Annotated in this window: 11 protein-coding genes and 1 pseudogene; 10 read left to right on the forward strand and 2 right to left on the reverse strand. The window is 75.0% G+C overall.

What is annotated here, in order from left to right:
• The 5 genes and pseudogenes from ACWGB8_RS35915 to ACWGB8_RS35935 all read left to right on the forward strand — a co-directional run.
• A pseudogene (locus tag ACWGB8_RS35915) lies at window positions 1–288 on the forward strand (hypothetical protein); the annotation flags it as partial.
• Between the two features lie 247 nt (window positions 289–535).
• A complete protein-coding gene (locus tag ACWGB8_RS35920) occupies window positions 536–1,414 on the forward strand; it encodes an alpha/beta fold hydrolase (protein ID WP_452217862.1) in 879 nt (292 codons plus the stop codon).
• 425 nt (window positions 1,415–1,839) lie between these two features.
• Window positions 1,840–1,986: a hypothetical protein gene (locus ACWGB8_RS35925; RefSeq protein ID WP_452217863.1), complete on the forward strand. Its 147-nt coding sequence runs from the start codon at window positions 1,840–1,842 to the stop codon at window positions 1,984–1,986.
• A gap of 319 nt (window positions 1,987–2,305) precedes the next feature.
• Entirely contained in the window at window positions 2,306–2,944 is a 639-nt protein-coding gene (locus ACWGB8_RS35930; protein ID WP_452217864.1) for a DUF6758 family protein, read from the forward strand.
• 101 nt (window positions 2,945–3,045) lie between these two features.
• Window positions 3,046–3,906 carry a PHP domain-containing protein gene (locus tag ACWGB8_RS35935; protein ID WP_452217865.1) on the forward strand — a complete coding sequence of 287 codons (861 nt, stop codon included), beginning with the start codon at window positions 3,046–3,048 and terminating at the stop codon, window positions 3,904–3,906.
• Window positions 3,907–3,966: 60 nt separating this feature from the next.
• Here the strand turns inward: ACWGB8_RS35935 and ACWGB8_RS35940 are convergent, their stop codons facing one another.
• A complete protein-coding gene (locus ACWGB8_RS35940) occupies window positions 3,967–4,608 on the reverse strand; it encodes a suppressor of fused domain protein (protein ID WP_452217866.1) in 642 nt (213 codons plus the stop codon).
• Window positions 4,609–5,053: 445 nt separating this feature from the next.
• On the opposite strand from ACWGB8_RS35940, the gene ACWGB8_RS35945 reads away from it, so the two are divergent.
• On the forward strand, window positions 5,054–6,178 hold the full coding sequence (locus ACWGB8_RS35945) for a magnesium and cobalt transport protein CorA (protein ID WP_452217867.1): 1,125 nt from the start codon (window positions 5,054–5,056) through the stop codon (window positions 6,176–6,178).
• A 27-nt stretch (window positions 6,179–6,205) separates the two neighbouring features.
• Here the strand turns inward: ACWGB8_RS35945 and ACWGB8_RS35950 are convergent, their stop codons facing one another.
• Window positions 6,206–7,144 carry a DMT family transporter gene (locus ACWGB8_RS35950; protein WP_452217868.1) on the reverse strand — a complete coding sequence of 313 codons (939 nt, stop codon included), beginning with the start codon at window positions 7,142–7,144 and terminating at the stop codon, window positions 6,206–6,208.
• A 124-nt stretch (window positions 7,145–7,268) separates the two neighbouring features.
• On the opposite strand from ACWGB8_RS35950, the gene ACWGB8_RS35955 reads away from it, so the two are divergent.
• From ACWGB8_RS35955 to ACWGB8_RS35970, 4 genes are all read left to right on the forward strand, one after another.
• Window positions 7,269–7,820, forward strand: a complete 552-nt coding sequence (locus ACWGB8_RS35955; protein ID WP_452217869.1) for a hypothetical protein — start codon at window positions 7,269–7,271, stop codon at window positions 7,818–7,820.
• Between the two features lie 151 nt (window positions 7,821–7,971).
• On the forward strand, window positions 7,972–9,255 hold the full coding sequence (locus ACWGB8_RS35960) for a magnesium transporter MgtE N-terminal domain-containing protein (RefSeq protein WP_452217870.1): 1,284 nt from the start codon (window positions 7,972–7,974) through the stop codon (window positions 9,253–9,255).
• Between the two features lie 103 nt (window positions 9,256–9,358).
• A complete protein-coding gene (locus ACWGB8_RS35965) occupies window positions 9,359–9,904 on the forward strand; it encodes a DUF1003 domain-containing protein (RefSeq protein WP_452217872.1) in 546 nt (181 codons plus the stop codon).
• 56 nt (window positions 9,905–9,960) lie between these two features.
• Window positions 9,961–11,121, forward strand: coding sequence for an Mrp/NBP35 family ATP-binding protein (locus ACWGB8_RS35970; RefSeq protein ID WP_452217871.1), 1,161 nt, complete (start codon window positions 9,961–9,963; stop codon window positions 11,119–11,121).
• The last annotated feature ends 83 nt before the right edge of the window (window positions 11,122–11,204 follow it).

Below are 11,204 nucleotides of genomic sequence, written 5' to 3' on the forward strand. Positions count from 1 at the left end.
CCGGCCGAGGGTGAGGCGGCCCCGCGCCGCCGTCGCCGCCGGCCGCGCAGCACCGCCGCGGGCGAGGGCACGGCCGCCGCCCCGACCGAGGCACCCGCCACCGAGGCGCCCGCCGTCGAGGCCCCTGCGGCCAAGAAGGCTCCGGCCGCCAGGACCCGCGCGGCCAAGGCCCCCGCGGCGAAGGCTCCGGAGGCGAAGGCACCCGAGGCCGAGGGCGAGGCCGCCGCGCCGCGCCGCCGGACCCGGACCCGCCGCCCCGCCGCCGGTGAGGCCCCCGCGGAGGGCTGAGCCCGAATTGCTCGATCGAGGGGGCGGCGGTGTCCGGACGGACGCCGCCGCCCCCTCGGCGTTCCCCGGACGGACGCCGCCGCCCCCTTGTGGCGCTCTCCGGACCCGGGCGCTGTCCGGAGCGGGCCCGTCGGCGGCGCGCGGGGGCCCACTACGCTCGGGGTTACCGACGGGTTGGGCGGCTGTCCGACAGGCTCCGGGCCCGGCCGGCCGCCGCGCACCGCACCGCACCGAGGAGCCCCACGCCATGAGCACGCCGCCCTTCCTGACGCTGCCCGCCTGCGCCCGTCCGCTGCGGGTGGCCACCGCGCGCGGGGAGTTCGCCGCGCTGCGGGCGGAGCCGGCCGGCGCGGTCCGCGGTTCGGCGCTGCTGGTGCCCGGCTTCACCGGCAGCAAGGAGGACTTCATCGCGCTGCTGGAGCCGCTCTCCGCGGCCGGCTACCGGGTCACCGCGGTCGACCAGCGCGGCCAGAACGGCACCGGCGGCCCGGACGACCCGGCCGCGTACGCCGTCGGGGCGCTGGGCGCGGACGTCCGGGCGCTCACCGACGCGCTGGCCGGCGACGGGAGCGGACCGCCGCACCTGCTGGGCCACTCCTTCGGCGGCCAGGTGGCCCGGGAGGCGGTGCTCGCCGCGGCCGGCGGCCCGCTGCCCTGGCGTTCGCTGACCCTGATGTCGACCGGCCCCGGGGCGATCGAACCGGGTGAGGCCGCCCGGACCTCCCTGCTGCTGGACGCCCTGCGGTCGATGGACCTGGAGGCGATCTGGCAGGTGATGCAGCAGTTGGAGGAGGGCAGCGGCGACCCGGCCCGGCGGCCGTCCGCCGAGGTGGCCCGCTTCCTGCACCGCCGCTGGCTGGCCAACGTCCCGCAGGCGCTGACCACCACCGGCGGGCACCTGATCGCGGCCCCCGACCGGGTGGACGAGCTGGCCGCGGCCACCGCCGGGGTGCTGCCGGTCCTGGTGCTCTCGGGCGTGCGGGACTACGCCTGGCCGGTCCCGGAGCAGACGCTGATGGCCGAGCGGCTGGGCGCCCGCCGGGTGATCGTCCCGGAGGCGGGGCACTCCCCCAACGCCGAGCAGCCCGCCGCCACCGCGGCCGCCCTGGCCGACTTCTGGGCGTAGCGCACCGCCGCTCCCCGTAGCGCTCCCCGGCCCGCACCGCCGCTCCTTCCGGGCCGGCGTGCGGACGGGCACGGGACAAAAGTCGTTAGTTGCGGTAATATTTGATTTCCTCCGGAAATCATCGCCGACATCGCTCCGGGCACCGCCCCGGGCACCGATCGGCCGCAACCCGGACGTCACGGCCGGGCAACGACCCGGAAGCGGCACCGCTCCACAGTGGTCCAACGAGGGACCAGCCGTACGCGCAGCAGGGGGGAGCCCTTTTGCCGCAGCAGACGACCGCGCCACCGCGCGACACCGCGCCGGACACCGCAGCATGGAACCCACCGGTGGCAGTGCCACCGCCCGCGGAACCCGCCGCACCGGCCGCAGCACCGACCCGTTCGCGACCGCCCCGCACCACGGGGCCAGGAAAGGAGAGGCCCATGCGCTTCGAGATCCTCCGACTGGACGACGCCTCCGGCACCGCGACCGACCGCCTCATCGCCGACGCCGAAACCGTCCGCGAGCTCGTCCAGGACGCCGCCCGCACCGGCGAGCGCCTGCTCATCCGCCCGTGCCCGACCGTCTGACCCCACGCGGCGACTCCCCCGCAGCGCCCTGGTCCGCAGGGCCCGCACCCGCCGCGCCCGAGCCCGGACCGTCCGACCCCGACGTTCCGATACCCGGCTGACGCCCCGCCACCGAGACCGCCCGACGCGGTCGCCGATGACGGGGCGTCAGTGCGTCCGGGGGCGCCCGGGCACCCGCCGTCCGCCCCTCGGACGTTTGCCGCCGCCCCGCGGTGGACATCCCCTACCGGGGGTCGCCCGCACCGCGCCCGCCCGCACCGGCCTCCGTACGGGTGATCGTCCTTGACGCGGCGGTCCGGAGGGAGGAGCGTTGTCGGCTATGAGGGGCGAGCCAAGCTGCCCGAGGTGCGCCGGTCGGGTCCGCGCCCCCGGTCTGTTCTCAGACACCTGGCAGTGCGACCGGCACGGAGCGGTGCACCCGATGCAGCCCGTGCTGCCCCCGAGCGTGGAGGCGCTCGGCGTGGCCGTCGCCCGGTCCCAGGTCCCCGTCTGGCTGCCCTGGCCGCTGCCGGTGGGCTGGCTCTACACCGGGATCGCCCACGTCGGTGACGACCTGTCCGGTGGCCGCGCCACCGCGGTGGCCTGCGCCGGCCCGGCCCCGCTCGGCGGCTTCGGCGAGCTGGTGCTGGTCGCCGAGGAGCTGGGGGTCGGCCTCGGCGCCCGGTACGCGGGCCTCCCCGGGCCCGATCCGGGCGACTCGGTGGGCCTGTACAAGCCCGCCGACGCCAAGCTGATGGCGGCCGGCCGGCCCACCCCGATGTTCCACGTCCCGGACGCCCCGGCGGACCGTGCGGTCTTCGTCGGCGAGGCGCGCGGGCTCTGGCTCTGGGCGGTCGCCTGGCCCGAGCAGTCGGCGCTGGTGATGTACGACGAGCTGGTGCTCACCGATCTGCGCGAGGCCGGGGCCGAGCTGGACCTGCTGCCCTGCGGGGCGCTCACCCCCCGGCTGCTGGGCTGAGCCGGGCGCCCGGCCGCCCCGCGGACGGGGCTGACCGGGGGGCGCCCGCCGCACTATCCTGGGCCTCCCGTGGACCCCGCCCGCCCCAGGAGGCAGCGCCCGTGCGCATCGACCTGCACGCCCACAGCAACGCCTCCGACGGCACCGACAGCCCGGCCGCCCTGGTCGCCGCGGCCGTCGGGGCGGGCCTGGACGTGGTGGCGCTGACCGACCACGACACGGTGGCCGGGCACGCCGAGGCGGCCGAGGCGGTGCACGCGCTGCCCGCCGGCACCCGGCTGACGCTCGTCCCCGGGGCCGAACTCTCCTGCGTGGTGGGCGACGTCAGCATGCACCTGCTGGCGTACCTGTTCGACCCCGCGGAGCCCGCCTTCGCGCAGGAGCGCGACCTGGTGCGCAACGACCGCTTCCGGCGCGGCCGCAAGATCGTCGAGCGCTGCCGCGAGCTCGGCGCGGACATCAGCTGGGAGCAGGTGGAGCGGATCGCCGGCAACGGCGCGGTGGGCCGCCCGCACATCGCCAGCGCCCTGGTCGAGGCCGGCGTGGTGGCCACCGTCTCGGACGCCTTCACGGCCGACTGGCTGGCCAACGGCGGCCGGGCGGACGTCCGCAAGCACGAGACCGACCCGGTCCGGGCGGTCCGGCTGGTCCGGGCGGCCGGCGGGGTCCCGGTGTTCGCGCACCCGGGCGCGGTCAAGCGCGGGCGGACGGTGCCCGACGAGGTGATCGCCGAACTCGCCGCCGCCGGACTGGCCGGCCTGGAGGTCGACCACATGGACCACGACGAGGACGCGAAGGCCCGGCTGCGCGGACTGGCCGGCGAGCTGGGCCTGCTGACCACCGGCTCCAGCGACTACCACGGCACCCGCAAGACCGTCCGGCTCGGCGAGCACACCACCGATCCCGCCGTCTACGAGGCGCTGGTGGCCCAGGCGACCGGCGCGAAGCCGATCGGCCGCTGAGCCTTCGCTCCGGCGCCCGGTGCGCGCGGGGGTGGTGGGCCCGACCGCCCCGATCCCCCGTCAGTCCAGCGCCACCGCACGGCGGTCCGGGTCGCGCAGGTCGGTGCCGTGCTGAAGCCAGCGCTCCTGCAGGGCCGCCGCGCCGTGCACGCGCTTCCAGCCGGCCTCGTTGGGCGTCATCGGCAGCAGCGGCAGGAAGCGCACCGGGTCGGCCGGCTCGGCCAGCTCCAGATCGGCCACCAGCCCGCCCGGCTCGGCGGCCAGCACCGAGGTGAAGGGCGCGCCGTCCCAGAGCGGGGAGCCGAGGTCCAGCGAGCCGCCCGGGGCCACCACCAGGCCCTCCACCTGCGGCGTCGCCGCGAAGGTGGCGAGGGTGCGCAGCACGCCGTCGCGTCCCCCACGGACCGTCAGGACCAGTTCGACGCGCGGCCCGCGCAGCTGATCGGCGACCGGTGAGGTCGGATCGGCCATCGGTGCGCCCGCCATGCCGAGGGTCGCGTAGCGCACCAGGCCGTCGGCGTCCGGGCCGAAGCGGAGCACCTCGATCCGGTCCGCCCCGAGGAAGGTGACCGCGGCCCGTCCGCCGGGCTCACCGAAAGTGCTGATCAGCCGGGCCTCGACCGCGGCCAGGACGGCGTCCCTGGACAGCTCCGCGGAGGAGCCGTCGAACGGGTCGCCGAAGTGAGGGAAGTCGTGCGCCATGCCGGTGAGCGTAACCCGCCGCCGCTGCCCGCCCGTCGAACCCCCCAGCGGCGATCGGCGCGCAGATGTTAGTGTGAGCGACTGGCCACCGGGGATGTCTATACCCCCGGGGCAGCGGCGCGAAGGAGGTGGTTGCGGTGGATACCAGCCGACCATGCAGTACCGGCAGCTCTACCCGGCCCGACCGCCTCTCGCCTACCCCTCGCTCCGCAGTCTGAAACGGCTTCAGCAGCCGATTCCGGCGGCAGTGCCCGAGTGAGCGCACGGCAGCGGCGGGCCCGGCCGGGAGAGCACCCTCCCCGGTGACCGGTCGTTCCGCTCGCGCGCCCCAGCAAGGCCGAGGACCGACCAGAGCCACCGGCATCCATCGGTGTTCCATGCCGTCGCACCACGGCCCTCCGTCACCGCGCCGCCGTGCGGCGGCTCCTGCCCAAGGGAGCCTGCCATGTCGATGATCAACACCCTGCGCGCCGCCGTCCGCACCAACCGCCGGCGCTCGACGAACCGGCTGTACGACGCGATCCACCCGGGCGAGACCACCTCCGCCGTCGTCGACTGCGCGGTCTACCAGGACGGCAAGCGCCACGGCGAGAGCTGCAGCCCGCGCGAGGCCGCCCGCCGGGTGAAGGCCGCGCAGCAGGTGCAGGAAGGCGCAGGATCGTTCAGCTGGATCGGCCTCCACGAGCCCACCGAGGCCGAGTTCGAGGGCATCGCCCAGCGCTTCGGGCTGCACCCGCTGGCGGTCGAGGACGCGGTGCACGCCCACCAGCGGCCCAAGGTGGAGCGGTACGACGACGTGCTGTTCGCGGTCTTCAAGACCATCCGCTACGTCGAGCACGACCAGCTGACCCCGACCAGCGAGGTGGTCGAGACCGGCGAGCTGATGGTCTTCGTCGGCAGGGACTTCGTGATCACCGTCCGGCACGGCGGGCACAGCTCGCTCAAGGAGCTGCGCCACCGCCTGGAGGCCGACGCGGACGGCTCCGGGCTGCTCGCCAAGGGCCCGTCCGCGGTGCTGCACGCCATCGCCGACCAGGTGGTGGACAACTACCTGCTGGTCGCCGACCGGCTGCAGACCGACGTGGACGAGATCGAGTTCGACGTCTTCTCCAACAAGGGCGGCCGGGGCACCGACGTCGGCCGGGTCTACCAGCTCAAGCGCGAGGTGCTGGAGTTCAAGCGGGCCACCGCGCCCCTGCTGCGGCCGATGCAGCAGCTGTCCGAGCCGCTGCAGCGCCTGGTCGACCCGGACATCCAGAAGTACTTCCGGGACGTCGCCGACCACCTGGCCCGGGTCACCGAGCAGGTGTACGGCTTCGACGAGCTGCTGAACTCGCTGCTCCAGGCCAACCTGGCGCAGGTCTCGGTGGCGCAGAACGAGGACATGCGCAAGATCACCGCGTGGGCCGCGATCTTCGCCGTCTCCACCATGATCACCGGCGTGTACGGGATGAACTTCGACCACATGCCCGAGCTGCACTCCGAGTACGGCTACCCGATCGTGCTCGCCAGCATCGCGGTGATCTGCGTCGGCATGTACCGCGGCTTCCGCCGCAACGGCTGGCTCTGACGGCCCGGGGCACCCGCCCGCGACCGCCTACCGGCGACCGCCCCGGGCCACCAGGACCAGCCCCAGCAGGATCAGCACCACCGCCGGGTAGGCCGCCACCGGCGGCCACTGCCCCAGCCAGAGCGCCGCGATCAGCGCGGCGCCCGGCGTCTCCAGCAGGATCGCGGTCGAGGTGACGGACGGGCCGAGGGTGCGCACCACCCGGTTGCTGAGCGAGTGCCCCAGCAGCTGCGCGGTGACCATCAGCAGCGCGATCTGCCACCACACCCCCGCCGACCAGCCGGACATCGGGGTCCCGGCGACCAGGCAGACCAGCAGCAGCACCGCCGCCGTCGTGGCGTAGCAGACCAGCGTGTACGCGGTGGTGCTGACCGACTTGCGGACCTCCGCACCGAGCAGCATGTACCCCGCCGCCGCGAGGCCCGCGCCGAGCGCCAGCGCGTCGCCCAGCAGCGCCCGCGGGGAGAGCGACAGGTCGACGCCGGTGAGCACCAGCACCCCGGCGAAGGCCACGCACATCCCGATCCAGACCACGCGCGGCGCCCGCACCCCGGACAGCCGCATCAGCAGGATCGTCCACAGCGGGGTCGTGGTGACCAGCGCGGTCGCCGAGGCCACCGAGGTCATCCGCAGGCTGGGCATCCAGAGCGCGAAGTGCACCGCGAGCAGCACGCCGGCGGCCACCGCCAGCAGCAGCGCCCGCCGCCCGATCCCGCGCAGCTCGGCCCGGTGGCGCAGCAGCGCGTACGGACCGAGGACGCCGACCGACATGACGTTGCGCCAGAACGCGATGGCCAGCGCCGGCGCGGCGGTCGCACTGATCAGCGGCGCCGAGAGCGAGATGCCCGAGATCGAGACGGCGAGCAGGACCAGGTCCAGCTTGGGCAGCGGCGCGTGCGGTGGCGCGGCGGCGCTCGGTCCGGCGGCGTGGACGGGGGCGGCGGTCTCGGGCCGGGCGGACGGCACAGCACTCCTCGGGGTTCGCGGTGCGGGGCGGGCGCTCCTACGGTAAGGCCCGTGCTGAGCCTACGGAACTGTCGACCGACAGGTGGGACGTTTCCCGGACACCCGAGGCCGTACGCTGTGCGCCATGGACCGTACGCCTGCCGCCGCCGAGACCGCCGACGACCTCCTCGACCGGGCCCTGCTGGAGGAGGCCGCGAAGAAGTCCGGGCTGCTCTGGGTGCGCGCCGACGGCCAGGAGTCCGGCCGGGCGCTCTGGCACGCCTGGCACGACGGCGCCGTGGTGGTCGTCGGCGACGGCATCGAGCAGCCGCTGCACGGCCTGGCCGCCGGGGCCGGCGCCGAGGTGACGGTGCGCAGCAAGGACAAGGGCGGCCGGCTGACCGGCTGGCGGGCCCGGGTCACCGCACCCGCCCCGGGGAGCGAGGCCTGGCTCGGCGCCGTCGAGGAGCTCAAGGGCAAGCGGCTGAACGCCCCGGACACCGACACCATCGCCGACCGCTGGGCCCGCGAGTGCCGGGTCCTGCGCCTGGAGCCGGTCGGCCCGCTCACCGAGCGCCCCGGTGCGATGCCCGACGGCTCGCACGCCACCGCCCCGATGCCCACCCCCGCCACCACCCGGCAGCCCATCCCGGCCGGCCTGCCCAGGCTGCTCTTCAAGCGCCGCGCCCGGGGCTGACCCGCCGCCCGTCCGCTTCCACCGGGTGGGCCCGTGGACCCGTGGGTCGGCGGGCCCGGCCCCCGGCACGCGGGTAGCCTGAACCGGCGGTGTCCGGTTTGCGGGCGTTCGACCGGGTGCGCCCCGGGCGGCGAGCGAGGCGAGGGAGTCCATGGCAGGGGCAGGCAGCCGGGTCTTCATCTCCCACCTCTCCGGCGTCGCCGTCTTCGACCCGAACGGCGACCAGGTCGGCCGGGTCCGCGACGTGGTGGTCGCCCTGCGGATCGGCAGCCGCCCGCCCCGGGTGCTCGGACTGGTCGTCGAGGTCGTCGGCCGCCGCCGGATCTTCCTCCCGATGACCAGGATCACCAGCCTGGAGTCCGGACAGGTCATCACCACCGGCGTCATCAACATGCGCCGCTTCGAGCAGCGCCCCTCCGAGACCCTCGTCCTCGCCGAACTGCTCGACCGCACGGTCACCCGCACCAAGACCGCCGAGGAGGTGACCGTCCTCGACGTCGCCATGGTGCAGAGCCGGGCCCGCGAGTGGGAGATCAGCAAGGTCTTCGTCCAGGCCGGGCGGGTTGGCCGACTCCGCAAGGCCCGCGGCGAGACCCTCACCCTCGACTGGAAGGACGTCACCGGCTTCTCGCTGCCCGAGGAGGGCCAGGGCGCCGCCAACCTGCTCGCCACCTTCGAACAGCTGCGCCCCGCCGATCTCGCCAACGTCATGCACCACCTGTCCGCCAAGCGGCGCGCCGAGGTCGCCGCCGCGCTGGACGACGAACGGCTCGCGGACGTCCTGGAGGAGCTGCCCGAGGACGACCAGGTCGAGATCATCGGCAAGCTGAAGGACGAGCGCGCCGCCGACGTCCTGGAGGCGATGGACCCGGACGACGCCGCCGACCTGCTCTCCGAGCTCCCCGGCGACGAGGCCGAGCGGCTGCTCCAGCTGATGGAGCCGGACGAGGCCGCCCCGGTGCGCCGCCTGCTCAGCTACGAGGAGAACACCGCCGGCGGCCTGATGACCACCGAGCCGGTCGTCCTCGAACCCGACGCCAGCGTCGCCGAGGCGCTGGCCCGGGTGCGGATCGCCGACAACAAGCCGGCCCTCGCCGCGCAGGTCTACGTCTGCCGCCCGCCCACCGAGACGCCCACCGGCAAGTACCTGGGCACCGTGCACTTCCAGCGGCTGCTGCGCGAACCCCCGTACACCCTGGTCGGCTCGCTGGTCGACGACGACCTCGACCCGCTGCCGCCGGACACCCCGCTCTCGCTGATCACCAGCTACCTGGCGGCCTACAACCTGGTCGCCGCACCCGTCGTCGACGACGGCGACCACCTGCTCGGCGCGGTCACCGTCGACGACGTCCTGGACCACCTGCTGCCCGAGGACTGGCGCGAGGAGGCCCTGCACGGGCTGGACGAGGAGAGGGAGGCGACCGGTGGACGCTGACCGCAAGGGACGCCGGGAGGGCCGCCGCGACGACCGGCGGGACGGCCCGCGCCAGCGCCTGCGGCTCCAGGGCGAGCTGCGGGAGCTGCGCCAGCTGCGCGAGCTGCGGGTCCGCGAGGGCGGCGGCCGCAGCCAGCGCACCGAGACCTCCGGCGGCGGCGCCCGGACCCGGCTCGACCAGCCGCGCACCACCCGGCCCGGCCTGATCACCCTGCCCACCTGGGACCCGGAGGCGTTCGGCCAGGTCTCCGAGCGGATCGCGCGCTTCCTCGGCACCGGCCGCTTCATCGTCTGGATGACCGTCGTCGTGGTGGTCTGGGTCGGCTGGAACACCCTGCTGCCGGACGCCGTCCGCTTCGACGACTACCCGTTCATCTTCCTCACCCTGATGCTCTCGCTGCAGGCCTCGTACGCGGCCCCGCTGATCCTGCTCGCACAGAACCGCCAGGACGACCGCGACCGGGTCAACATGGAGCAGGACCGCGCCCGCAGCGACCGCAACATCGCCGACACCGAGTACCTCACCCGGGAGGTCGCCGCGCTGCGCCAGGGCCTCGGCGAGGTCGCCACCCGCGACTTCGTCCGCTCCGAACTCCAGGGCCTGCTCAAGGAGATCGACGAGCGACGGGGAGCCCCCGAGGTGCTGTGACCGGCGGCACGCTACCGGCAAGTCAACGACCTCCCGCAGCGCCGTACCATCAAGGCATGGCCAACGAGACAGAGGTCGCCGCCGGCGTCACGGAGGACTCCGTGCGCGAGGCGCTGGCGACCGTCAACGACCCGGAGATCAACCGCCCGATCACCGAGATCGGCATGGTGAAATCGGTCGGCATCGGCGAGGGCGGCGCCGTACGGGTCGCGGTCTACCTGACCGTCTCCGGCTGCCCGATGCGCGAGACGATCGTCGCCCGGGTCCGCGAGGCCGTCGGCCGGGTCCCCGGCGTCACCGGCGTCGAGGTCGAGCTCGACGTGATGAGCGACGAACAGCGCAAGGAGCTCTCCCAGCTGCTGCGCGGCGGCGCCCCGGAGCGCGAGATCCCCTTCGCCCAGCCCGGCACCCTGACCCGCGTGTACGCGGTCGCCTCCGGCAAGGGCGGCGTCGGCAAGTCCTCGGTGACGGTCAACCTGGCCGCCGCGATGGCCGCCGACGGCCTCAAGGTCGCGGTGGTGGACGCCGACATCTACGGCCACAGCGTGCCCCGCATGCTCGGCGTCGAGGGCCGGCCGACCCAGGTCCAGGACATGATCATGCCGCCGCAGGCGAACGGCGTGAAGGTCATCTCGATCGGCATGTTCACCCCGGGCAACGCGCCGGTCGTCTGGCGCGGCCCGATGCTGCACCGCGCGCTCCAGCAGTTCCTCGCCGACGTCTGGTGGGGCGACCTGGACGTGCTGCTGCTCGACCTGCCCCCGGGCACCGGCGACATCGCCATCTCGGTGGCGCAGCTGGTCCCCAACGCCGAGATCCTGATCGTCACCACCCCGCAGATGGCCGCCGCCGAGGTGGCCGAGCGGGCCGGCACCATCGCGGTGCAGACCCACCAGAAGATCGTCGGCGTGATCGAGAACATGTCCGGCATGCCGTGCCCGCACTGCGACGAGATGATCGACGTGTTCGGCACCGGCGGCGGCCAGACCGTCGCGGACGCGCTCACCCGGACCGTCGGCGCGACCGTCCCGGTGCTCGGCTCGATCCCGATCGACGTCCGCCTGCGCGAGGGCGGCGACGACGGCCGCCCGGTCGTCCTGGCCGCCCCCGACTCCCCGGCCGGCGCCGCCCTGCGCGCCGTCGCCGGCAAGCTCGGCGGACGCCAGCGCGGCCTCTCCGGCCTCTCCCTCGGGCTCACCCCCAAGAACAAGTTCTGACGCCGCACGCGCAGGGGGCCGGACGCACGGTGAGGACGAACGCGAGTGTCCGGGGTGCACGGACTCGGAGGGTCCGGTGCTGT

The organism is Kitasatospora sp. NPDC054939, from assembly GCF_053610105.1.

Excerpts from the sequence above, each read along its gene's own strand:
- ACWGB8_RS35920 (WP_452217862.1), top strand. The coding sequence starts at position 536 with ATGAGCACGCCGCCCTTCCTGACGCTGCCCGCCTGCGCCCGTCCGCTG.
- ACWGB8_RS35925 (WP_452217863.1), top strand. The coding sequence starts at position 1,840 with ATGCGCTTCGAGATCCTCCGACTGGACGACGCCTCCGGCACCGCGACC.
- ACWGB8_RS35930 (WP_452217864.1), top strand. The coding sequence starts at position 2,306 with ATGAGGGGCGAGCCAAGCTGCCCGAGGTGCGCCGGTCGGGTCCGCGCC.
- ACWGB8_RS35940 (WP_452217866.1), bottom strand. The coding sequence starts at position 4,608 with ATGGCGCACGACTTCCCTCACTTCGGCGACCCGTTCGACGGCTCCTCC.
- ACWGB8_RS35945 (WP_452217867.1), top strand. The coding sequence starts at position 5,054 with ATGTCGATGATCAACACCCTGCGCGCCGCCGTCCGCACCAACCGCCGG.
- ACWGB8_RS35955 (WP_452217869.1), top strand. The coding sequence starts at position 7,269 with ATGGACCGTACGCCTGCCGCCGCCGAGACCGCCGACGACCTCCTCGAC.
- ACWGB8_RS35960 (WP_452217870.1), top strand. The coding sequence starts at position 7,972 with ATGGCAGGGGCAGGCAGCCGGGTCTTCATCTCCCACCTCTCCGGCGTC.
- ACWGB8_RS35970 (WP_452217871.1), top strand. The coding sequence starts at position 9,961 with ATGGCCAACGAGACAGAGGTCGCCGCCGGCGTCACGGAGGACTCCGTG.